Below are 23,863 nucleotides of genomic sequence, written 5' to 3' on the forward strand. Positions count from 1 at the left end.
CTTCCTTTTACGGGTAAATTAAGATTTTATAAGTATCCGGTGTGGGTGCGATCGCTTGCTCAACAGCTGCTGATAAATCTTTTAATGGATAGCGATCGCTAATCAATGCTTTTACATCAATTCGCTGATTAAATACAATATCAGCTGATAGATTCTGAAGCCGATAAGATGAGCTATAACTGCCGATTAAGTCAATTTCCCGACGGTAGAGGATATTAGGGTTAATGGGAATTTCCACCTCATCAGGAAACTCGGCGAAAAATAAGATTTTACCGCCTTTGCGGGTACTATCAAGCGCTTGAAAGAAAGCTTTTTCACTCGGAACAGCCAGCAAGGTAACATCAACACCTAGTCCACCAGTTAGGGCATGGATTTTTGCTGTTAAATCGGCATCACGCGCATCAAAAGCCGCCTCTGCACCGACATTCAAGGCTTTTTCAATTCTAGAGGGCAGTAAGTCGGTAGCGATCGCTTTTGCTCCGAAATACTTCACCAACATGATAAACATCAACCCAATTGGCCCAGCACCAGTAACTAACACAGTTTGTCCTGGGGCAATTTGGGCTTTTTTCACTGCCTTCAAACAACAGTTAGTTGGTTCTACAAAACTGGCTTCTTCAAAACTGATATTATCCGGGATGGGAATCAACCCACCATTTTCCACAATATGTCCGGGAACCTTGACATAATCGGCAAAACCGCCGCCACTGGCGTTAAAGCCTGCGGTAGTGGAGATGTTTTTGTAGACATCACACATGGAGAAATTATCATTTAGGCAGTAGGCGCAATGCATACAAGGGATGTGGTGCATTACTGCTACCCGTTGTCCAACTTGCCAACCTTTGACATTATTGCCTATTGCTGCGATCGTGCCGGCGGTTTCATGTCCAAAAATGCGCGGCGGTTCATACAGTGGATAACGAATTTTTTTAATATCTGACTGACACAACCCCACAACCCGCACCTGTACCAGCACTTCATCTGGTTCCACGGTTGGAACTGGAATATCTTCGTAAGAAAGTTGATTAACGCCTCTAAATACCTGTGCTTTCACGTTGCTTTTTCCCGCTCAACAATACTAGATGTAACATTAGCAGCAACGTTAGGCTATCAGGTTTGAGATTTAATACTGTTTGTAAACTTTGTTACTTCTGTATTAAGTAATTCTAAGAGCTCAAAAAAAACTTATGGGTGGCTTTTTGAGACTTTGAGATTGTTGCTGTAATACCGCAATCACTTGTTGCGGATAAAGATTATATAACTCAGTTAAAAACTCATCTGGAGATTTGGCTTCGATTTGCCAAGGTGCTAAATCCCGATCTTGAAAATGTTCAGGTTTGAGGTAACAATTATATTAGCTCTAGCTACAACAGCAGCAGCCAGAACATGGCGTAGACGCGAAGCGGCTTGTCGTCAGACATCGCCAGGGTGATTTGTCATTAATTGAACAATACTATCAGTAACTACGATTAGTGCTGCGGGAAAAGCTTCTTTAATTCTTGCTTCCAGTCTCATCCCTTGGGTAGTTGTAAGTCTACCTGTATTTACTAGATTACGAGTTGCACCATCAAGTATTTGTTACGACCAATGGGGTACATATAATCCAGCCTCAGAAACACACAACAGGGTATCTCGTAAGTACATAGGGAACAGGACACAAGAATCTAGCACAGCACGATACATAATACTTAGTAAATAATCGAGAATACCCTACTCATAAAATCCTAACTCTTGGCTTTCGGCTATCAATTCATCTAGCAATTGTCTACGTTTAATATCCCTTTGCTGTTTATATTTTGTTAAGTCCTCAAATTTCACCCGTCTATGAGTTCCTACCATCACGTAAGGAAGCTCACTCTGCTCTAATAATTTAATCAGATAGGGACGTGATACATTCAAAAAATCAGCTGCTTGTTGTGTTGTTAGTTCTGGATTATGTGTAACTATAGTTACAGTTTTTCCTGATGCCATTGCCTGCACTACTTGTCGTAGCACACGACTTACAGAATCAGGAATAGTCATTTCTTCGCCATTTCCACTACTAATTTCAGTTGTTCCTGATTGAGTGTGTGTTCAAGTTGCTTTATAGCCTGAGCTTCGGCTTCTGTAGTAATACTGGAAAAAGTATTCATAAGGATGGTGAGCTTAGTATTTTGTTTTAATTGTATTACACAAACGCAATAAACGAAAAATGGGTATAAGGTTATCTAGCAAGAAAGGAAATTTGTAACTTTTTTATCGATTGTAATTATTGCAGCCTTAATACCTAAGTTTATGTTACTTATAGTCTGCAAATATTAACGTATTGTATGTAGATATATTGTCTACAATGCGACAACATTATGTCGTGAACAAAAAGAGCGAATTAGATATCAACCAACGCTTTGGAAAAGCTATAAGGCGACGGCGGCGAGAAATGGATCTTTCACAAGAAGAGTTAGCTGAACGGGCACAACTTCATCGTACTTACATCTCAAGTATCGAAAGAGGGCAACGTAACCCTTCATTAGAAAACATAGAGAAGCTCGCTAAAGCACTAAATATATCTATTTCTGCTCTCTTTGCTGAATATGGCATTGAGGTAGAAGAGTGAGACCTAAGTTAAATTACAGACTGGGGCTGCCGGCTGCAATAGCAAAAAAGGTAGAAAAAACTGGTCAAACAAGAGGTGCTGAAAAAGATACTGTCTATCAAAATCGTGTTAATCGAAACAGTACCGTTCTCATACCCATAAGTTCATGGAAAGCTGACATAATCTTGCCAGAAGGAGGTTTTGAAAACGGGTACATCGTTCTTGCGAATCCAGAAGAATACTTTTCTAATCATCCTCCAACTCCTCGCCGTAATTTACCAACAAACCTTACTCTTGGTGAAAACTTATTAGTTCTTTATGAAACAAGATATCACTGGAATCACTACCCTCCGAGTAAGTATAGTTGGGTAGCAGGAAATTCCCGAAAACCACCTTTAGGAGGACAATACATTGCCCGTGTACCAGATACAACAAGTGATAATGACTGTATTGAAAGGCATGGATATGTAGATAAGGATACGGGCGGTCAAGGGGCGGGGATTCGTGTTTATGAGTATGCTTCCTCTAAAGAGATAGAAGCTACCAGATATCAGCTATCTTTTCTGGTTTGGCGAACCGAAGGCATTCTTGATATGGCTCGTGAAGAAGATATCCCAAATCCTGAAGAATGCAAAGCAAAAATTGAGGATAAATGTCGAGAAATGGGACTTGACGATCTTCAACTTCTTGAAAAAAACCGGATGCTTGATAACAAAGGACGTACAGTTTGCCCTCTTTGCCTAAAACCTATTTTAGCCAAGGAACTTGCCTACCGTGTTGAACAAGCAGAGGGCAGAAATGTCCCAGATTTAACAGTTACTACAGCCAATCTGTTTCATGTTAAAGAACTGAAAGCAGGCGTATATAACCATCGTCGTTACAATCTTGGTTGGGGACATCATCACTGTAATGCAGCTGCTAGAGACTGGGGTGTTCAGCTTACATTGGAATGGATGGAAGATATACTCCGAAATAATGGACGGATTAAATAATTTAACTTACATGGCTTCGAGATTTGGTAGTAGCCGAAATAAAGGTTCTTGCTGCCAGTCAAACGCAGGTTTTTGAGGCTCTGGTAATAATTGAGATGGTTTTGAAAACCGTTGAGCTATTGTGTGACACAAACTTTCTTCAATTTCAATTAATATGGCTTTGCGTCCTAATATTTTGGCAGCTTGTCCAACAACTCCTGAGCCAGCGAAGGAATCTAGTACTACATCACCAGGGTATGAACTAGCTTTGATAATATGAGTAATTAAGTCTAGGGGTTTTTCTGCTGGGTGTTTACCAGGATAAGGTTTAACTGTTGGGAATTCCCAGATATCTGTATATGATATATCGGCTGTTACATAAAACGGCCTAATAATTTTTTCGTAATCAGGTAGTGGCGGAACTTGAGGACTTAATTTAGAAAACGCTGCTTTGAGTTTTTCGTATTGAATAGGATCTGGGATATTCCTACCAGTTTCCCAATTAGACACTGCACCACCATGATTTACGCTGCCATATTCACCAATAGCTTCTGTGAGTTGAATTGTTGACAACCCTGCTGCTAATCTAGTTTTCTTGAGCAAGCTTCCAAAAGCAGTTTGGTTTTGTTCTTCTTTGGATGCTGACTCCGCAAAAATGATCCGCTCTGAATTTAGATACCAACTCCGCAAACTTTCTTTTTTTGTTTTCTGCTTCCATCCGTCATAACCTGGTTCATTAGGCTTCGTCCAAGTAATCGAGGATAGCACATTAAACCTTTCATCTAACAAAACCTCTACTTTGGCTGCCATTTTAAGAGAAGCGAAACAATAGAGAGAACCGTTTGGAGCTAAGACACGTTGCCATTGCTCTGCTATGGTGTCTAACCAGTTAAGGTAACTTTTGTCGGTTTTAAAGTCCCTGTCCCCAGTGATATTAGCTTTTTTGGTGGTATGGTAGGGTGGATCTGTAAGTATTAGGTTAACTGAATCATCGGGAAGTGATCGCAACACATTTAAGCAATCTCCTTGATAAAGAGTAACTTCAGAGGATTCTAGGTAAATTGTCATCACTAAAACTAAAATCTGTTAGACCAATAACATAGCATCCCTGCACCGCTTCACCCCTGCTTCCAAATAAGTTCTAAGTTCTCTTGCTTGATGTAACCGAACTGGAGAAAATATGGGGACACTCCAGAGAGGTGAGAAATGCTCAATCATACATACACAGCTGATGTCTTAGTTGTCGGTGGGGGAACCGGAGGGACTGCGGCTGCTATCCAAGCGGCGCGACGAGGAGCCAAAACCATTTTGGTGAGTGAATTTTCTTGGTTGGGAGGAATGCTCACTTCGGCTGGGGTGTCTGTACCCGATGGCAACGAATTAGAAGCCTTTCAAACAGGGTTATGGGGTGCGTTTTTGCAGGAATTGCGACAACGACAGCCTGGAGGATTAGATAATAGCTGGGTAAGCTTTTTTAGTTACGATCCCCGCATTGGGGCAGAGATTTTTGCAGACTGGGTGCAGGAATTGCCCAATTTGCAGTGGATTTCTGGACAAGTACCAATAGAAGTGTTCCGTCAAGGTGATTTGATTACTGGTGTCCGCTTTGCTGATTTTGCTGTCACAGCCAAAATTATTCTCGACGCTACAGAATTGGGAGATTTATTGGCTTTAGCTGACATACCTTACCGTTGGGGTTGGGAATTGCAATCTGAGTGGGAAGAATCCAGCGCCCCAGTGGTTTTTAACTCTTTAACTCAGAAATATCCTGTGCAAGCGCCCACTTATGTAGTGATTATGCAAGACTTTGGTGAAGCGATTGCACCAGAAATTCCGGCTGCCCCTAACTATAATCCATCGCATTTTACAGGTGCTTGGGATGGCTATGGAGCAGAGACATTTTTAAATTATGGACGCTTACCTGGTGGTCTGTTTATGATTAATTGGCCAATCTGTGGCAATGACTACGGCCAAGGAGTAGGGCGGCTGATAGAGTCAGATGTATCCAGAGGTGAATTCATCCAAGAATCTCGCTGGCACAGCCAAAATTTTGCCCATTTTATCCAAAAACAGCTTGGTCGTCGCTATGGTTTAGCAGAAAAAGTATTTCCTCACGCCTCTACAGCTTTTGCATTACATCCCTATTACCGGGAAAGCCGCCGCCTAGTGGGGCTAACTACTATCCGAGAACAGGATATTTTGCCAATTACTGGAGGTAGAGTTGCATCTATATTTAATGATGCGATCGCCCCTGGCGTTTGCGTTCGCGGAGCGTCTCCGACAGGAGAAGCGTTCGCCCTTGGCGTTTGCGAAGCAATCGCAGTTGGTAACTACGCCAATGACCATCATTATCCTGGTGTTCAATTCCCACTGCAACCAAAATCTATCCGTTGGGGGGGACGCTGGACTGGAACGCCCTTTACAATTCCCTACAGTTCCCTGATTCCAACCACAACAGATGGTTTCTTGGTTTGTGAAAAAAATATCTCTGTCTCCCACATTGCCAATGGCGCCACCAGATTACAACCTGTGGTTATGAACATTGGTCAAGCAGCAGGGATGGCAGCGGCGATATGTGTTGAATTAAACTGCCAGCCGAGGGATTTACCTGTTAGAACGGTGCAAACGGCTTTATTAGAAGATAATCGCTCAAAAGCGCTAATTATTCCTTTGTTTAATCTTCCCCCCAATCATTCGGATTGGCGGCACTGGCAACTGTATTACTTAGATAGCCCACAAGCCTATCCAGTTAGTGGCGATTGCCCTGACTCTGCTTTTGACAAAGCATTAATTCAGGAAAGTAACTGTTTCCAAGGGATCTTTTACCGCTTGGAACAGCAGGAATACAGATTCACTGTCACCGCCCCAGCCGCATACCAAGGGCAAAGTTGGCAGCTTGTGACGTTGCGATCGCATATCGACAAGCAATTACGCGCTTATCCCCACGAACAATTAGTTACATTGTGGGGTCGTCATAATCAGTTTGGTAATTGGTTATTAGTCGAAAATATAAACGGAGGCTAAGAAGAGTTTATTTTCAGTAAAACAGAATACTTTTTGATGAATTGTCCGGATATTAATCAAAAAGCTAAGTATCAGTGAAGTGGAGAGTTCCAAAATAGACATCTGCTATGCGTGCTGCCATTTCACTTTTAGTCTCGAGTCTGGCGTTCGGCCCCTTAGCTTTTAACTGCCAAGCAATGGTCAATCACTTATCAACTGGGCTGCCTTCCACGCCTGCTTCGGAACAGTGGCTCTCGGCGGCATCTGAACAAGCTTCAGATGATGCGCCACGTCATCGCGGTAGTGGGCGCAGAGAAGTGACACAAAAATTCGTAAATATCTATGTTGTGGTTTAACTACCGTCGGGTAATGCCTCTTTTCCTAAAGGAACAGAATTACCAGAAAACACGATATTGTGCTAACATCTTGAACACAGCTTTTCTGGCAGAGATATATACAGTTGACACACTAAAATCTTCAGCGATCGCTTAGTATTTCAACTGCAAGCTTTGTATATATAGTTGGCATCAATCCTGCCGATCAAAACGCAAATCAAATTAAGTGCCTTGATCAACAGCATTACCAACTCCTCAAAAGCTACACAACTATTGCTCATATTCCTGAAAAGCTCTGTGTCTTAATCTTCAACGGTTCTAGAAATAGATGTTACTTAGACTATCAGTCAATCTAAAGCACATCTAATTCAGACATTTTGCTTGTTGAGGAAACAGTCTTAAGGCAACTACAGCGCTTCCCGCTATTATGCAATACAGTTTTTCTTATTGCCTCTCTCCTAACATAGCTTTTAGCTTTGAGGATGTACCTCATAGCTGCCGGAAGTGCTGTATTACTTTATTGCCCAATAGGTTTTGTTCTCATGCATTCAGTAGCTGGTTATCTAGATAACAAGTAATCGATCTTCGCTCCGACGTTTGTTTAGCGTCCTTTGCCGAAGCATAAAATCTCTTTCGTTTCATCTGAGCTTTTCTAACGCATGGATTTGCACAAGTAGTATAGGTTTATTGCATTTGCCAAAAAATCTTACTATTCCTGAGCTACTCTTGCCCCCTGGTTGATTCTCCTCGCAAATGGCTCCCGACAAAATAAATATTAAGAAAGATCGCGCTAGATCATCTTACTTATTTTAATTCTACACCCAAGGGCAGATGCAAAATTTTGCATTTGCCCTTTTTAGGTAAAGTTTATTTAAAGAAAATGTTTGAGAAGGTTTTATGCTGGCTTATGAGCAATGAAATACTTGCTCATAAAATGGACTTGCATCTCAATATTCTCAAAGCCTACTCTCTGTAAACGTTCTAGCAAGTTATCAGTGGTGTAATGCTTGTAATAGGGTTCATGGAAAGCTTCAGGGAAAAAATCCATCATATATTCCAACTCAGGTGAATCACTCAACTGAATTGAGTCACAGATAATAAAGACTCCGCCTGGTTTTGTTACCCGGTAGGATTGCTCAATCACTGTCTGACGTACAGATGCTGGTAACTCATGGAAGAGAAAAACAGAAGTTACAGCATGAAAATAGTTATCTAAATAGGGTAACTCTTCGGCATTGGCTTGTAAAAGTTGCGGCAGTTCTCCTGGAATTTGGGATAGTAGTTCATTCGCTTTACGCAAATAAGCTGGTGACAAATCTGTGCCAAACAGGGATGCTTGCGGCAAGGCTGCCCGAATCAACTTCAAAGTCCGCCCAGTTCCACAAGCTACATCTAAAATACGGGCTTGCCGTGGTGCAACCGAATCAATTGCTTTCAGCCCTTGCTTGAGGGGAGCAAGAATCCGCCGCCGCATCGCATCAGCTGCCCCACCAAAAAGAATTTCTACTTGTAAGTCATATAAATTGGCTGACAACTCACTCAAATAGCCATTGCTTTGGTGATGGAAGTTCTGCACGTAGTAGCTGGGATAACCATCTGTGTTAATTTCGGGCGAAAAATCTTGGTAATTCTGTTGCTTAACCCGCTCCCACATTTGAGGGAAATCTAGCCATACCAACGGATAGTAGCGGAAAAAGTCATCCCAAGGGTTGTCAAACAGCAAATTTTCCGGGTATACACCTTTTTGGGCATCTTGCCAGTCTGTTTCTAGCAACTGATCCAATCTCTGTTGAAGTTTCAGTAAAAGCTCATTCGGGATGGGTTTGGTCTTTTGTTCAAGTGTCGGATATATCAGGTTCCTCAACCGTGAACTTAATATTTTGTGAGCCAGACCAAAGTAATTTTTGCTCTGCTGAAAGGTTTGATAAGTCAGCTTAGTTAAACTCTCAGGCATAAAAATAGCTCAAGTTTTGATTTTTTACTTATTATGTAAATAATTGTAACGAAAAAATTATCTACTGTTGGAAAGCTAAAGCTCTCAGGTGAGACAAATCTGAAGCCAGATGGTTTTAGCCATCAAAGGTAGATTAGGAAAGATTTTTCCAGCTTTGGGAAAAAATACCTACTATTGTCAGGAAAAACAAATATAAATTTTGTAAAAAGTAGCCTATGTTACAGAATTTTCGCTATACTAGTTTTGTGAGGAACAAATAAATTATATATTCACAAAATAGAGAGGACTATGGTTATGTCTATCGCAGATAAATCTCGTGCGTTGATGGTACGTGAACATCAGCAAGTTAAAAATCGCCAACAATCAATGCTGATGCGGGCTGCACAAGAACTTGGACTTCCTGAAGAAGTATCTCACTACTGGAACCCAATTCAAGGGAAGGTAGATGCTAGTAGTCGGATGATTTATGGCCCCAGCCACGCTTCCATGAGCTAAGTTTCAGAAGTCATAAGTTGGATTTTTTGATTGAATGTTTCAACTGACAACTTTGGAAAAAAAAGCCACCCTCTAATTTAGGGTGGCAAAATTTATTACTTTTTAGTTAGATACGACTCTTCATTAAGCATCGTAATACAGGTAAAACTCGTAAGGATGAGGACGCAGCTGTAACTGCTTGGTTTCGTTAAGCTTGTAGTCAATCCAATTTTCGATAAAGTCTTCCGTGAAAACGCCTGATTCGGTCAAGAAAGCGTGATCGTTTTCTAGTGCTTGCAATGCCAGTTCTAAAGAACTTGGAGTTGAGGGAACCTTTGCAAGCTCCTCTGGAGAGAGTTCATAGATATTCTTATCTAAGGGTTCACCAGGATGGATTTTGTTTTTGATGCCATCGATACCAGCACAAAGCATTGCAGCAAATGCTAAGTAAGGGTTAGATGTAGCATCTGGACAACGGAATTCCAAACGTTTAGCTTTGGGGTTCTTACCAGATAGAGGAATACGGATAGAAGCAGAACGGTTCCCTTCAGAGTAAGCCAAGTTCACTGGAGCTTCATAACCAGGTACTAGGCGCTTGTATGAGTTGGTGCTGGGGTTGGTAATTGCCAACAGCGCTGGTGCGTGTTTGAGAAGACCACCAATGTAGTACAACGCCATATCGCTCAAGCCAGCATACTTATCACCTGCAAACAGAGGTTTGCCATCTCTCCAGATGGACTGGTGACAGTGCATTCCTGAACCGTTATCGCCAAAAATCGGTTTTGGCATGAAGGTGACGGTTTTACCGTATTTGTTAGCAACGTTCTTGATGACATATTTGTAAATCATCAACCAGTCAGCCGCTTCGATCAATTTACCAAAACGGAAACCTAGTTCGCACTGACCACCAGTAGCAACTTCGTGGTGATGCTTTTCAATGGGCACACCTAATTCTGCCATTGTCAACAGCATCTCTGTACGGATATCTTGGAAAGAATCCGTTGGTGCAACTGGGAAGTAACCTTCTTTGAAGCGTGGTTTGTAACCCAAGTTGGGTTTTGCATCTGTACCGGCTTTACCAGAATTCCAAGCACCTTCTTCGGAGTCTAAGAAGTAGTAGCCTTCGTTAGCATTTTGGGCAAACCTAGCACTATCAAAAATAAAGAACTCAGCTTCAGGGCCAAAGAAGGCTGTATCACCAATGCCACTGGCAACCAAGTAATCTATTGCTTTTTGGGCAATAACGCGTGGGCAACGGTTGTACGGTTCACCCGTGCGGGGGTCTTTAATACTACAAATTATACTTAGTGTTGGCACTTCCATGAATGGGTCGATCCAAGCAGTGTTGGGGTCGAGTACCATTGTCATGTCCGATTCGTTGATCGCTTTCCAACCTCGAATGCTGGAACCGTCAAAAGGTACGCCATCAGTGAACGCAGTCTCATCGATTTGGTTTTGGTACAGTGTGAGGTGCTGCCAAGTCCCTACTGTGTCGATGAATTTGAGATCAATCAGTTGAATTTTTTCATCTTGAATTCTCTTCAAGAGTTCTTGTGGTGTTGTCATTGTTACTCCTTCTCTACCAATTTCCTAAAGTCAACCAGAATCTTACATTGCATCCTAACCGTGCTGATCTCAATCAGGCCGTGACACACCAGAAATATCTTAAATACTAGACATTAGCGAATTTTGTAGCTTATGTTACAGATATCTAGATTATCAGGTTATATTAACCTTTCGGGGATCATCTGTACAAAACTGGAAAGTTCATCATATAGGGGTCAACTTTGGCATAGAATCCTTAAATAGTGGATAGATTGTTTTTGTGCCGAATCTATTTTAAATAGCACAAAAATTTACTGGTGCATAAGTGCAGCCAAATAAATATCAAACCATAAATAGCAAGGATTGGGAGAAAAAAGAATGCGCGATGCGGTAACAAGTTTAATTAAGAATTATGACTTAGCTGGTCGGTATTTTGACCGGAATGCGATCGATAGCCTAAAGTCTTACTTTGACAGTGGTACAGTCCGAGTACAAGCGGCGGCGGCGATAAATTCTAATGCGGCTGCACTTGTCAAGCAAGCTGGTTTAAAGTTATTTGAAGAACTGCCAGAATTGATTCGCCCCGGTGGAAATGCTTATACAACTCGTCGTTATGCAGCTTGTCTGCGCGATATGGACTACTACTTGCGCTACGCTACTTATGCGTTAGTTGCTGGGAACACCAATGTATTAGATGAGCGTGTGCTACAAGGGCTACGGGAAACTTACAATTCTTTAGGAGTACCTATTGGGCCTACAGTTCGTGGTGTCCAAATTCTTAAGGATCTGATTAAGGAACAAGTGGCAGCAGCAGGTGTGGTTAATACTGCTTTTGTGGATGAACTCTTTTGATCACATCACACGCGAGTTAAGCGAACAGGATATTTAGATTTTAGGAGGGCAAGGTGTCTGCCCCACAAGAATTATAAATAGCGATCGCACTTTGGTTTGATGGGGCGATCGCTTTTTTGTGAACTCTACCAGTTACTACAACCAAAACACCAATTTTATTTAGCAGTTCCCAAACGAGTCTATGAAGGTATATTTTACGAACGCTTTGGTCAGCTAATTCTTACACGGATTTTGCTGTATCTTAATTATCTTGATGTTGTGTGTTTCCAAAGAATAATACATTAAGTTGCGATCGCTCCGAATCGCTGATTTACTCATTAGGCTGCTCACAATTTCTCAAGTTTTACAAGACCGCCTTCGATTGCCTCTACCGTTAATCTGTAACCTTCCATTAGTGACATACCGACAAGTGGATCTGACTCAGCTTCATCAATCGGAATGGTTAGTAATTGCTCATCCCAGACAACAATAGCTTCATAGACATCAAACACACATTCACTACCATCTCCTAGAATTGCTCGTCCTCGCCTTTTCTAGGGTAGCTTTAATGTAGCAATGAAATCGGGTGGTAGGGATAACCAGCCGTTAAAACCTGTATCAACAATGGCGGTTTGCTCATGTACTTTAGCATCAGCACCAGAAATACGTAGAAGGATGATTGGCTCGTAGTCAGCATTCACACTTCCAATAATCATTTTGTTTTGTCGATTCGACTAGATCCAAACCGACGCACATAGCGAGAACCAATACGCACAAACCAGATTTGTGCATCTGGGTAATGAGTCTCAAGGCGCTTCGAGGCATTTATTTCATCAGTATCCATTTCCCATGCACCTGTCTCAATGTCGATTGCAACAATCTTGCCATAATTATCTGCTTCGACTTGTGGACGCACTTGAGAGTCGTAGATTTCATCACCGCGACGAGCAAATTCCTCTTTGGTGTAACGAGGTTGCCGTAATGCCATAATTCTCCTCCGTAGTCTTATACCACTGGTTAGGAAGGAGAAACTCCTCTAACATTTATTTTAAGCTTAACAGTTAAATTCGACTGGCTAAGGAATGCGATCGCTAATAGATTAAACGCATTAGCTTGTCTTGTCTGAACTAGAACCGCTATAAGCCACAATAGAAGTTGCCCATGTTTGAGGCGCTGATTATGGAAGAATTATTAACTCTGAAAGACTTGCTTGTTAAGGGCGATGTTCAAGGAGCATTGATTGTAGTTGAAGAATTAACAGAAATGAGCCGAAATGACATAATTAAAACAATTCGTAGCTATGCAGTGATTTTGCTGTTGCATCTGATTAAACAACAAGCTGAAAATCGCACAACTCGCTCTTGGGAAGTATCAATTCGGAATTCGGTTCGGGAAATTCAACGGGAAAATAAGCGGCGCAAAGCTGGGGGCTATTATTTCACGCCAGAAGAATTGTTAGAAATATTAGCAGAAGCCTATTTAAATGCCATTGATGAGGCTTCCTTAGAAGTAGAAGAAGGTCGTTATGAAGTGCAAGAATTAGAAAAGCTGGTTAACCAAGAAGAAATTATCAATCGTGCTTTGGTTTTAATCTTACCAGGAGAGTCTAATTAATTGGCTAAACAGCGACTCGACACACTATTAGTAGAGTTAAATTTATGTTCTTCGCGCGCCTTAGCACAACGCTTAATTCAGGCGGGGGAAGTTACTGTTTAATCATGCAGTTAGTTGATAAACCTGGTACAGAAGTTGATATTGCCGCTCAAATAAATATTAAAGAGCGATCGCCTTTTGTTTCTAGAGGCGGCGAAAAACTCTCTAAAGCTTTGTCAGTATTTGCCATTCCCGTAGTAGAGCGCATTTGTTTAGATGGTGGGATTTCTACTGGTGGTTTTACTGATTGTCTTTTACAAGCTGGAGCAAAACTAGTTTACGGTATTGATGTTGGTTACGGACAAGTTGACTGGCGGTTGCGAAATGATTCGCGGGTGATTTTGCGGGAACGCACCAATTTACGGCAACTACGACCAGATGAGTTATACGGCGAAAATGACTCGATTCCTGATTTGGCGGTAGTCGATGTATCGTTTATTTCTTTAACGAAAATTCTGCCTGCTTTGTGGCAACTAACTCAAGCTAACCGAGAAGCTGTGTTGTTAGTCAAGCCACAGTTTGAAGTCGGCAGATCCCGTGTGGGTAAAAAAGGTGTTGTGCGCGATCCAAACGACCAAGCTGATGCCATTTTCCAGGTGTTGCAAACAGCCCACGAATTAGGATGGAAATATAAAGGCTTAACTTGGTCGCCGATCACTGGCCCTGCTGGGAATATTGAATATCTTTTGTGGTTGGGAATGGAAAGTGAAACACCACGCACTTTATTTAGAAGCAATTAGGCAGATAACGCAATCAGCAACAACTGATTTACGGAAGAATTAAACGTCGTAGATGAGACACTCTACAGAATCAGGATGGCGATCGCAATAGTTTTCTAAAGAGGTTTTCTTTGATTTGGCTTGCTGTTGATCGGCTTTTTCAGCTTGTAATTCTTCCACAATGTCTCAGGCTACGGCACAACCAGCAGAATCACTGCCATCTAACTCACAAGTTGTCCGCGCTTCAGTAATGGCTTCAATAATGGCTTCTTCAAGATTTGTTGCCCCAGCAGTTTCAATTTTTAGGGTAGTTGTCATGATATTTTTACCTTTAATTTATACAGAAAAATATTAGAGGATAGGGGATAGTGTTTATTTCCCATAACCTCTACCCTGTAACCTGTACCCTTAATCTTGCATCTCAAATTTGGAATGTCAGTCAATTGTCAGAGGAGTTTGATAGAAGTTGATAAACACTAGGACTTACGCACTGTACAAATTAATCATGATGTGGCTTAACGAAAATAGGTTGTTTCAGGATTTGATTAATTATCCTTTGATCGTAAATAGACCATGCTGTAGGGGTTTAGCAATGCTTTACCCTTACGAAAGATGTGGCTTTTCACGTTATACATATTTACTATTTCTTGTCAATGCGTAAATCCTAAACACTTATAAACGGTAACAAATACTTAATAAATGTTATTTATTCTCAATATTTTATGCCTAACTCTTGTCGCAGACGATACAGAATTGTATTCTGGTCAACTTGAGATAAAATTTCTTGAATCACACTGCTAGCGCCCAACTGTCCCCAAGTGCAACCCTTTTCGAGATACACTTGAGCGGCTTTGCCAACGGAGTACGCACCATACCCAGCGATACCAGCTTGAGCGATCGCAGTGCCAGCAAAGGCAGTAATATTGCTGGGATTGTCACCACTGGTGATTGCGGCAGTAGTTTTACCCAAACCCAAAAGAAAACTACTACCTAATTCTCCCAGTAGTAAACCACCAGAACTAAATAAAATCGTTTTTAAAATTTTCCCGGCTTCGTAGCTAGTCATCGGCAAACCATACAATCTAGCTAGGGCGCGAATTAAAGCTAAATCTGCAACAGTTCCGCCAAGGATATCTAAAAAAGCGATGGGATTGAGCATTACTGCCAAAGCTTTGTATTTGGTAAATTGCCAAATGATATCTTCAGCTTCTTGTTCGCGTAAGTCGATGGTTTTTTGAGCGATCGCGGCTTCTGCATCTCGTGCTTGGATCAGTGCATTTAAAGCCAGAAGCGATCGCCCTTCCCGATTAAGAATATTCAGAATTGTCTCTTTGAGTTCGTCTACTTGCGGTGGTGGTGTTTCCCATTCATAACTGACACGCCCATCAGGCCACTCTACCCGCACTTCCATTGCTGCTGGTTCCGCCGCCACCATGACAATTTCATCAGGTAGTAGAGGCTTGGCATCGGGATGTCCTGCACCTAGTTGTTGCAAATTTTGGTAAATCACTCCCTGGTCTGTATCTGGGTAAAGGTCTATTTTGTTAAATACTAAAATCAAGGGTTTTTGCGATCGCCGCAATTCCAGCAGTGCTTGATACTCAGTGCGTGTAATATCACCAGACACGACAAACAAAATTAAATCAGCCTGATGCACGACTTCTCGCGCCATGTCTGCCCTTAACTCACCCTCAATTTCGTCTAATCCGGGGGTATCAATTAACTCTACTAGTACCTTACCACCGGGCTGCCAACGCACGGAACGGGGCCATTGAGTGACACCGTTCAAGGGCCCAGTTTGCAGAATCTTGTCTCCCAGTAAGGCATTTAAAACTGCTGACTTTCCCCGACTAACCAAACCAAAGGCGGCAATTCTAATGACGTTAGAATCCAGCTTGTTGAGTGTGGCATTCAAAGCTTCCAATTCTGGTTTTACCAAACCTACCAATTCTGGGTTGGATGAAAGCTGTCCTGATTTGCGGAGATATCCATACCAAGACAGCGCTTGTCTGAGACTGGCGCGGGCACGATTTAAATGAGTTTCTTGCAGATTACGCACGAAGTTAGGTTGATTTAAGGTTGGACAAACAACAGGCTACATATCCATTCTGATATAATTTCCAGACTGTTAGCTTGTTTTGTCAAATTAGGCAATTATTCAGAAGAGTTTGTATGCCCTTTTTGTGAAGTGTCCATTCAGAACATAGGATCATGTTCATTATCCCAACACTTGCGATCGCTCCAATTTCTGCCAGTATGTTCACATTCCGATGCATTATCTATCCAAGGAATCGATGTAGAGTGGTACGAGTTTCCAATGGAAGTATATAAGATAGCTGTAAATAAGGGCAATAATAAAGATAAAGTTATCAATGTGCAAATCGCTAGAGTGATTAAATACCCCGTTAGTATCACAATGTTACTATTAGTCCAAAAAACTGTGCCTAGTTTATTGTTTTTTTTGCTATTTTTTAAGCTGGTTTTTGAATTCGAGAAAAGCATAATGCAACCCTATTAATGCCAGTTGATAGAACCTATTTAATTTGTCAAAGCAAAGCTGACTAAGAGCTAACCGGATTAGGTTTTTGCTCTCAGCATACTTGGCAAAAATCAAATAGGATTTTGATCCAACTATGGATTTTTACGTAAGAACATTATTGAAGCTATATACTTTTATGTCAAAGGTATAAGTGACGACTTCTTAGAAATTTTAATTTTTGGGCACTAAAAAATATTTTTCATGAAAAAATATTGAAGTTATAGCGATCGCTCTTACGTAAATCTTGGTAAATTTAACTCACAACCTGCTTTTTCTGACACAGTAAAAATACTTATATGACCTGGGCTATTATATATTTGTATCTGATAACAAAATTTGATTAGCAAAAATTTGCGTGATGCTGACAATATAAATTAATTCTTTTTTATACCTGGAGACGATAAATCAAAGAAACGGAGAAATTATTTAATAATTTCTCCGCGTCTTTGCATCTTCAATAAAGAACTACCACCAAATTCGATTTCCATTTTCGTCAACTCGTGCTTCCCGAATCATGTCAGAAATCTCTTCAGCATCTTTAACGTGATGGAGTGCCTTTTTTTCGCCATTGGGTTCATCCACAACGAAGTAAGTTGGGACTGTGATATTGTCGCCTGTAATGTCTGGTACATTATCAACAGCTGCCTGTTTAGCCTTCTCTTCAACTGATTGAGGCTCATCAGCAATTCTATCTCCTGGATTTGCGGTTAAGTTTCTGTCGTTTACATTTGGTTTACGAGAATCCCGCTCTTCGCCTACTGGTTGATTAATTTGATTTTCTTGATTATTGTTATTCATGGCACTTTCAGATATCAAAAAATGTGACTTAACTAATCAACATCATAAAAAATCAAAAGCATAAAGAGTTCTTTCTCTAGAGAGAGTTTGAGAATAGATTTTATGAAAAACATATCTTAAGTTAGATTTTAGCTATGAGGCTAAACAATAACGTCTTACTCCAGAAATAAATAATAATTAAAAATCACACTTGCAGAAACAACTCTTGAAAAAGCAAATTTTATAAAAATGAATTTATATTAAACATTTGCACCCATTTAAGATGTACGGTTAAATGCGAACTTGACAACAATCACTTTATTTGTAATTTTCATGAGTCTCAATACGATTCTCCGGGTCGAGTAGTTCATGCCCCAGCTAAACGCTGTCTACCACTAATTACGGTAGTAGTCAAGCAAAACTAAATTCGTTTAGTTGATTGGAAACCTGCTGTAGATCCTTGTTAGCCTAGCAACATCAAATCAGATTGGACAATGCCACCATACTTTTTGAGCAAGTTTAGGAAGTTATAAATTATATAAATTATAAAAGACTAACAAAAATTACTGCATGATTTGAATTTGTCAGGTAAGCTGACAACAGCAGTTTTAATCCTCAAAACAATGACCGCAAGTAGTCCCACGATTTTAGCCCTGGACTTTGATGGAGTGATTTGCGACGGACTAATTGAATATTTTGAGGTAGCGTGGCATACCTACTGTGAAATTTGGTCGTCTGCTAACGATACACCACCAGATGATTTAGCTTTGAGATTCTATCGCCTACGCCCTGTGATTGAAACTGGTTGGGAAATGCCTGTTTTAATCAAAGCCTTAGTAAATGGAATTCCTGATGAAAACATTCTTCATGAATGGGCAACCATAGCTCCACAACTTTTGTTAGATGACAAGCTACAAGCAAGAGAAATTGCTGCGAAACTAGATCAACAGCGAGACGAATGGATCACCAAAGATTTAGGTGGTTGGCTGAGTCTGCATAGATTTTATCCGGGTGTAGTAGAAAAAATCAAATTAACTCTTGACAGTGGAGTTAAGCTATACATTGTGACAACTAAAGAAGGGCGTTTTGTGCAGCAGTTGTTGCAACAAGAAGGGGTGAATTTACCACCAGAGGCAATTTTTGGTAAAGAAGTCAAGCGTCCCAAATATGAAATTTTGCGACAATTAATCCAGTCAGCAGGAGACAAAGCAGTTAGTCTCTGGTTTGTAGAAGATAGACTCAAGGCATTACAGTTAGTCCAACAGCAAGCAGACCTGGAGGATGTGAAACTTTTCCTTGCAGACTGGGGCTATAATACCCAAGCAGAGCGGGAAGTTGCCCAAAATGATCCGCGAATTCAGTTGTTATCACTTTCTCAGTTTGCCAAAGATTTCTCAGCTTGGTTTTAACTAATTCGTAATTCGTAATGATGCTCTCTACAACACGTTAACGTAATTATTGGCGAAACACTCGCGCATAATTGTCTATCTTGGTGATTTTGACGTTTTGCGCTCTAAATACCTAAGTTTCTTCTATTACGAATTACATTAGCGAGTATTCGTATCTGCTAGGGGAAACCAAGCTACGTGCAATATCTCGTAGAGAGTGTCATTATCAATTACGAATTATTTTAATTTTCTGAAAAAATAGCAAATAAGCGAGATATTTAAAAAATTTGAAGAAGAATTCAGAAGTCAGAATTCAGGAGTCAGAATTAAGACGCGACGCTCGAATACTCGCTAACGCTTCGCTATCGCGGACTCGCTAACGCTTTGCTATCAGTCGGGGATTCATACCGCGCAGGAATTGAAGACTACTAAATTTTCAATTTAGTGGGGGTGCAAAAACGCCGGTTATTCAGACGCGACGCTCGAGTACTCGCTAACGCTACGCTATCGAGTACTCGCTCTTCCGCCGGCGCTATCCGCCAGTCGCACAAAATTCATTCTGAATTCTGACTCCTGACTCCTGAATTCTGTTTGATAAATAATCAGGAATTAGAGAAACTCCTAACTCATAACTATTCACTTATCACTTAACACTTACTTTTATGCTTGATTTAACACAACTAGCGCGACAAATGCAGGGTTTAAGTCAGCATCTTACTTTAGAAGCTGCTGCCAGTCGTCAGCGTTTGGAATTAGCACAACAACACCTAAAAAATGCTTACGAGTCTCAACAAGATTTAATCGATCGCCAAGAAAAATGGCGCGATCGCATTCTCTTTGCTAATGCTACCCCAATTGAACCGCTAGAAACCTGTATCGATATCTCAGTTCCGCCAAAAATTCATACTGTCATCGCTACCGATGGTTCGCAAATTGCCCCTAATCATCACGAAATTGCTTACTGTTATCTCCTAAATATCGGCAGAGTTGTCTTACACTACGGACAAAATCGCCATCCGCTACTCGATAGTTTGCCAGAAGTATTTTATCGCCCAGAAGATTTATATATGTCTCGACAGTGGGGAATTAGAACCGAGGAATGGATGAGTTTTCGCCGCACTGCTTCAGAAACAACGGTGTTAGCAGAACTTGCGTGTAATGCAGCACAAGCGGAAACGCCAGCACTAGCGATGGTAGATGGTTCGCTAATTTACTGGTTTTTAGAACAATTGCCGATGGATGCACGCGATCGCATTTTACCCCCCATCTTAGAAGCTTGGCAGCAAATGCGTGATGCTCGAATTCCTTTAATGGGCTATCTTAGCGCCTCTCGCAGCATCGAAACAATGAACTTTTTAAGATTGTTGGCTTGTCCCCACCCAGTGCCAGACTGTAAAAGTCATTGTCCAAATCAGCTAGAAAAAGTACCTTGTAAAATATTTGAACAGTTGCGAGATACTTCTGTTTGGGCAACCCGGCTCAAACCAGGACAACGCAGTACCTTGTGGCGCAGTAATTCACCCATTCTCGAACTCTACGGCGATCAAACAATTTACTTTTGCTACGTCCACGTTGGCACTGAAATCGCCCGGATTGAAGTTCCGGCATGGGTAGCGGAAAATGCAACCATGTTAGACCAAGCACTGGGACTGATGTTAGCACAAGTACAAAAAGGATATGGCTACCCTGTAGCGATCGCTGAGGCGCATAATCAAGCAGTAGTGAAAGGTGGCGATAGGGCGCGTTTCTTTGCCCTTCTCGAACAACAAATGATTAAAGCTGGTTTGAAAAACGTGGGAACTTCCTACAAAGAAGCCAGAAAGCGCGGGAGTATTGCTTAAAATAATTCGTAATTCGTAATTCGTAATTCGTAATTTAATTCTTAACTACGAATTACGCCTTGCGGTACTAGTACTTTCGTTGTTTAAGAAAAATGACGGATAATAGTCCTGATTAATTCAGTTTACGTAACACTTCTTATCTTAAATTTAAAATATAAATGTTTACTTTACGGCTTTTTAGGGAAACCTTTATTTAGTAGAGAAATAAGTTAATAGCTAGCTAGTTTACTCAGTATAAACTAGTAGATACCTCTTGGCTCTACATCAAGTTAACTACGTTTTCTTTCGTAAGCGAAACAGTCTTCGCCAGAACTGACATTAAGTGAGTCTCTAGGTTGATATATCTTATCAAAATGGTTGTTCCATTTCAGTAAAAAACGTACTAACTTATTTAACATTTTTCAAAAAATATTTATACCTAAAAAGCTGATGAAACTAGTTAAATCTGAGTACAAAAAAGCTGAAGAAAAATACTCTCGATTTTTCTCACTCTCTATAGATTTATTGTGTATTGCTAACTTTGATGGTTATTTTAAGTATTTAAATCCAGTATGGACAAAAACACTAGGTTGGTCAATTCAGGAACTTGTTGCTAAACCCTTTATTGAATTTATTCATCCTGAAGACCGTGAATCTACTATTGCAGCAGCCCAAAATATTACTCACTCGGTGGATGCAATTAGCTTTGAAAACCGTTATCTTTGTCAGGATGGTTCTTACAAATGGCTATCGTGGAATGCGACTGGTTTTAGTGAAGAAAAGTTGATTTATGCAGTAGCTCGTGACATCACTGCTAATAAACAAAATGAAATAGCGTTACAAAAATCTATCCAAGAATTAGAAGCTTTTAAATTTGCTTTAAATGCCCATTCACTGGTAGCTATTACAGATAAAACTGGAAGAATAACCTATGTTAATGACCAATTTTGTGAAATTTCTCAATATTCTTTAGAAGAACTTCTAGGGCAAGATCATCGGATTATCAATTCTGGATATCACACAAAAGAATTTTTTGCAAACTTATGGAAAACTATTGCCCAAGGAAAAATCTGGAAAGGAGAAATTCAAAATAAAGCTAAGGATGGAACTCTTTATTGGGTAGATACTTTGATCGCCCCAATGTTGAACCAAGATAAAAACTCCTATCAATATGTATCAATTCGTACAGATATTACACAGCGTAAGCTTTCAGAGTTAGCTTTATTGGAGCGATCGCGTTTGTCAGTTTTGAGTGCAGAAGTCAGTTTAGCTTTATCTCAAAGTGGCACACTTCCAGATATTCTGCAAAATTGTACAAATACTATTTCCCAATACCTTGATATCGGCTTTGTTTGTATCTGGACATTTGAACGACAGACAAACCAGCTACAATTGCAAGCTGGCGTTTATTGCACAGATATTACTTGTAGTGCTTTGAGCGATACTCAAGATTTCCCAGACCATATTGCTTTAGTCAATAATACTATTGGCTTAATGATTCAAAACCATCAAGCTATTTTTAACAAAGAATTATCAATTAATCATTCAGAAAATATTATCAAGTCTACATTTTCGATTTCTCGATTTTCTGCTTATCCTTTAATAGTAGAGCAGCAATTAATTGGCATAATTGCTTTATTTAGTGAGCAATTATTTACTGAACCAACTCATAACCTATTAAATTGGATTGCTAATAATATTGCTGTAGCTATTGACCGAATCTGGGCGCGAGAAGAACTCCTCAGTCGTCGAGAAGCTTTATTGCTGCGTCTAGCTAGTCAAATACGCAGTTCTCTTAACCTAGATATGATCTTAGAAACTGCTGTTAATGAAATTCGCAGCTTATTACAAATTGACCGTTGCTACTTTCTTTCTTACTTACCGCATCCATCCGAACCAAGCCTGACTATTACTTATGAAGCAAGAAACCCTAACTTACCGACTATGTTAGGTAGCATTCCACTACAAAAAAGTACTTTTTTAACCAAAATACTTCTTTCTCAAGAGTTAATTTGCATCGATAATATTAATAGTAAATCACATCTCGATTATGATATGCAAGAACTTTTAACTGAGTTTGGTATCACGTCTCAACTAATGCTACCAGTTAAGAGTAATTCCGGTGAAATTGGGGCAATTGTGTGCAGTCATTGTAGTGGCGATCGCATTTGGACTAACAGTGAAATTAAACTGCTACAAGCTGTTTGCGATCAACTAGCGATCGCCATCGATCATGCACAACTTTATACTCAAAGTCGCTCTGCTACTTTAGAAGCTCAAACTCAAGCTGAAAAACTCACCGAAACCTTGCATAAATTGCAGCAAACTCAATCTCAACTGATCCAGAATGAAAAAATGTCTAGTTTAGGACAATTAGTAGCTGGAGTTGCTCATGAAATCAACAATCCAGTTAATTTTATTCATGGTAACTTAACCTATGCTAACGAATATTTTCAAGAGATGTTAACTCTCTTACACCTTTATCAGCAACACTATCCTCAGCCCCAAAGAGAAATTGAAGATTTCTCGGAAAAAATTGATTTAGAATTTATTACTAGCGATCTTTCTCAACTTCTGTCTTCAATGAATATGGGTACTAAACGTATCCGTGAAATTGTTTTGGGATTGCGAAACTTTTCTCGTCATGATGAAGCAGATAAAAAATTAGTTGATATTCATGAAGGAATCGAAAATACGTTATTAATTTTACATTATCGTTGGAAAGATAATGGAATTGGATTGGATATATCTATAATTAAGGAATATGGCGATTTGCCCTTAGTTGATTGCTACGCTGGGCAGCTTAATCAGGTATTTATGAATATTTTAACTAATGCGATCGATGCTTTAGAAGAGTCAATGATTAGCAAAAAAATAAGTCATAAACCACAAATTAAAATTCAGACTGAAATTTTAGACAGTAAATTTGTTGTCATCAGAATTGCTGACAATGGATTAGGAATGGCGGAAGACATTAGAAAGCTGTTATTTGATCCATTTTTCACCACAAAACCCGTGGGTAAGGGAACAGGTTTAGGATTATCAATTAGCTACCAAATTGTAGTAGAAAAACATGGTGGAATTCTGAATTGTCTATCAGAACCTGGAAAAGGTACAGAATTCTGGATTCAAATTCCGATTTAAAAATACTCTGTGCTTAAAAATAGCACGATTTTATGCAAAGCTGTACTTTGATATTTCTTTAAGGAAAAATATGCAAATATCCCTCTGCTCAAATCTTGCAGCTAACTAACCTTAGTCCGCCTAAGCGGACTTTGTTTA

At 40.2% G+C, this 23,863-nt stretch carries 20 protein-coding genes and 3 pseudogenes; 12 read left to right on the forward strand and 11 right to left on the reverse strand.

Annotated features, from left to right (window positions below; translation table 11 throughout):
• Window positions 1-7 precede the first annotated feature (7 nt).
• Together ANSO36C_RS09730 and ANSO36C_RS09735 are read right to left on the reverse strand one after the other, a co-directional pair.
• Window positions 8-1,054 carry a zinc-dependent dehydrogenase gene (locus tag ANSO36C_RS09730; protein WP_251959359.1) on the reverse strand — a complete coding sequence of 349 codons (1,047 nt, stop codon included), beginning with the start codon at window positions 1,052-1,054 and terminating at the stop codon, window positions 8-10.
• A gap of 656 nt (window positions 1,055-1,710) precedes the next feature.
• Window positions 1,711-2,022, reverse strand: a complete 312-nt coding sequence (locus ANSO36C_RS09735; protein WP_323374577.1) for a helix-turn-helix domain-containing protein — start codon at window positions 2,020-2,022, stop codon at window positions 1,711-1,713.
• 325 nt (window positions 2,023-2,347) lie between these two features.
• On the opposite strand from ANSO36C_RS09735, the gene ANSO36C_RS09740 reads away from it, so the two are divergent.
• The gene (locus ANSO36C_RS09740) at window positions 2,348-2,593 is read left to right on the forward strand and encodes a helix-turn-helix domain-containing protein (protein ID WP_251959360.1); all 246 of its coding nucleotides are present in this window, start codon (window positions 2,348-2,350) and stop codon (window positions 2,591-2,593) included.
• On the forward strand, window positions 2,590-3,564 hold the full coding sequence (locus ANSO36C_RS09745; RefSeq protein ID WP_251959361.1) for a BstXI family restriction endonuclease: 975 nt from the start codon (window positions 2,590-2,592) through the stop codon (window positions 3,562-3,564). Before ANSO36C_RS09740 ends, ANSO36C_RS09745 begins: the two co-directional genes overlap by 4 nt.
• A gap of 6 nt (window positions 3,565-3,570) precedes the next feature.
• On the opposite strand, the gene ANSO36C_RS09750 is transcribed toward ANSO36C_RS09745, so the two are convergent.
• Window positions 3,571-4,611 (reverse strand): DNA-methyltransferase, encoded by a 1,041-nt coding sequence (locus ANSO36C_RS09750; protein WP_251959362.1) that lies wholly within the window; start codon window positions 4,609-4,611, stop codon window positions 3,571-3,573.
• Window positions 4,612-4,749: 138 nt separating this feature from the next.
• Between ANSO36C_RS09750 and ANSO36C_RS09755 the strand changes: the two genes are divergently transcribed.
• Complete coding sequence (locus ANSO36C_RS09755; protein WP_251959363.1) at window positions 4,750-6,567, forward strand: FAD-dependent oxidoreductase; 1,818 nt, start codon at window positions 4,750-4,752, stop codon at window positions 6,565-6,567.
• A gap of 107 nt (window positions 6,568-6,674) precedes the next feature.
• Window positions 6,675-6,902 (forward strand): heterocyst-inhibiting protein PatX, encoded by a 228-nt coding sequence (patX, locus tag ANSO36C_RS09760; RefSeq protein ID WP_410174686.1) that lies wholly within the window; start codon window positions 6,675-6,677, stop codon window positions 6,900-6,902.
• 874 nt (window positions 6,903-7,776) lie between these two features.
• On the opposite strand, the gene ANSO36C_RS09765 is transcribed toward patX, so the two are convergent.
• Window positions 7,777-8,835, reverse strand: coding sequence for a class I SAM-dependent methyltransferase (locus ANSO36C_RS09765; protein WP_251959365.1), 1,059 nt, complete (start codon window positions 8,833-8,835; stop codon window positions 7,777-7,779).
• A gap of 294 nt (window positions 8,836-9,129) precedes the next feature.
• Between ANSO36C_RS09765 and ANSO36C_RS09770 the strand changes: the two genes are divergently transcribed.
• Complete coding sequence (locus tag ANSO36C_RS09770) at window positions 9,130-9,330, forward strand: hypothetical protein (RefSeq protein WP_012411649.1); 201 nt, start codon at window positions 9,130-9,132, stop codon at window positions 9,328-9,330.
• A gap of 123 nt (window positions 9,331-9,453) precedes the next feature.
• Here ANSO36C_RS09770 and glnA read toward each other — a convergent pair whose 3' ends face one another.
• On the reverse strand, window positions 9,454-10,875 hold the full coding sequence (gene glnA / locus ANSO36C_RS09775; protein WP_251959366.1) for a type I glutamate--ammonia ligase: 1,422 nt from the start codon (window positions 10,873-10,875) through the stop codon (window positions 9,454-9,456).
• A gap of 357 nt (window positions 10,876-11,232) precedes the next feature.
• Between glnA and apcB the strand changes: the two are divergent.
• Window positions 11,233-11,743, forward strand: a pseudogene (gene apcB / locus ANSO36C_RS09780) (allophycocyanin subunit beta).
• Between the two features lie 289 nt (window positions 11,744-12,032).
• Here the strand turns inward: apcB and ANSO36C_RS09785 are convergent.
• From ANSO36C_RS09785 to ANSO36C_RS09795, 3 genes are read right to left on the reverse strand one after another with little or no spacing between them, the layout of a single operon-like run.
• Entirely contained in the window at window positions 12,033-12,197 is a 165-nt protein-coding gene (locus ANSO36C_RS09785; protein ID WP_229488611.1) for a hypothetical protein, read from the reverse strand.
• 42 nt (window positions 12,198-12,239) lie between these two features.
• Window positions 12,240-12,401 carry a pepsin/retropepsin-like aspartic protease family protein gene (locus ANSO36C_RS09790; RefSeq protein ID WP_251959367.1) on the reverse strand — a complete coding sequence of 54 codons (162 nt, stop codon included), beginning with the start codon at window positions 12,399-12,401 and terminating at the stop codon, window positions 12,240-12,242.
• Window positions 12,398-12,673 carry a hypothetical protein gene (locus ANSO36C_RS09795; RefSeq protein WP_251959368.1) on the reverse strand — a complete coding sequence of 92 codons (276 nt, stop codon included), beginning with the start codon at window positions 12,671-12,673 and terminating at the stop codon, window positions 12,398-12,400. The genes ANSO36C_RS09790 and ANSO36C_RS09795 overlap by 4 nt, the downstream gene beginning before the upstream one ends.
• Before the next feature lie 191 nt (window positions 12,674-12,864).
• On the opposite strand from ANSO36C_RS09795, the gene ANSO36C_RS09800 reads away from it, so the two are divergent.
• The gene (locus ANSO36C_RS09800) at window positions 12,865-13,299 is read left to right on the forward strand and encodes a DUF29 family protein (protein WP_251959369.1); all 435 of its coding nucleotides are present in this window, start codon (window positions 12,865-12,867) and stop codon (window positions 13,297-13,299) included.
• Window positions 13,300-14,121: pseudogene (locus tag ANSO36C_RS09805) on the forward strand (TlyA family RNA methyltransferase). It begins immediately after the preceding gene.
• Here the strand turns inward: ANSO36C_RS09805 and ANSO36C_RS09810 are convergent.
• From ANSO36C_RS09810 to ANSO36C_RS09820, 3 genes and pseudogenes are all read right to left on the reverse strand, one after another.
• A pseudogene (locus ANSO36C_RS09810) lies at window positions 14,118-14,375 on the reverse strand (CP12 domain-containing protein). The pseudogenes ANSO36C_RS09805 and ANSO36C_RS09810 overlap by 4 nt on opposite strands.
• Window positions 14,376-14,769: 394 nt before the next feature.
• Window positions 14,770-16,116 (reverse strand): GTP-binding protein, encoded by a 1,347-nt coding sequence (locus ANSO36C_RS09815; RefSeq protein ID WP_251959370.1) that lies wholly within the window; start codon window positions 16,114-16,116, stop codon window positions 14,770-14,772.
• Window positions 16,117-17,061: 945 nt separating this feature from the next.
• The gene (locus tag ANSO36C_RS09820; protein ID WP_251959371.1) at window positions 17,062-17,394 is read right to left on the reverse strand and encodes a hypothetical protein; all 333 of its coding nucleotides are present in this window, start codon (window positions 17,392-17,394) and stop codon (window positions 17,062-17,064) included.
• A gap of 299 nt (window positions 17,395-17,693) precedes the next feature.
• Between ANSO36C_RS09820 and ANSO36C_RS09825 the strand changes: the two genes are divergently transcribed.
• The 4 genes from ANSO36C_RS09825 (at window position 17,694) to ANSO36C_RS09840 (ending at window position 23,725) form a co-directional block, all read left to right on the forward strand.
• Window positions 17,694-17,798: a Rieske 2Fe-2S domain-containing protein gene (locus tag ANSO36C_RS09825; RefSeq protein WP_251960293.1), complete on the forward strand. Its 105-nt coding sequence runs from the start codon at window positions 17,694-17,696 to the stop codon at window positions 17,796-17,798.
• A gap of 198 nt (window positions 17,799-17,996) precedes the next feature.
• Window positions 17,997-18,782: an HAD family hydrolase gene (locus ANSO36C_RS09830; RefSeq protein WP_251959372.1), complete on the forward strand. Its 786-nt coding sequence runs from the start codon at window positions 17,997-17,999 to the stop codon at window positions 18,780-18,782.
• A 641-nt stretch (window positions 18,783-19,423) separates the two neighbouring features.
• The gene (locus tag ANSO36C_RS09835; protein ID WP_251959373.1) at window positions 19,424-20,602 is read left to right on the forward strand and encodes a DNA double-strand break repair nuclease NurA; all 1,179 of its coding nucleotides are present in this window, start codon (window positions 19,424-19,426) and stop codon (window positions 20,600-20,602) included.
• 429 nt (window positions 20,603-21,031) lie between these two features.
• Window positions 21,032-23,725, forward strand: a complete 2,694-nt coding sequence (locus ANSO36C_RS09840) for a PAS domain S-box protein (protein WP_251959374.1) — start codon at window positions 21,032-21,034, stop codon at window positions 23,723-23,725.
• Window positions 23,726-23,863 lie beyond the last annotated feature (138 nt).

The sequence above is a fragment of the Nostoc cf. commune SO-36 genome (assembly GCF_023734775.1).
Taxonomy (GTDB): domain Bacteria; phylum Cyanobacteriota; class Cyanobacteriia; order Cyanobacteriales; family Nostocaceae; genus Nostoc; species Nostoc commune_A.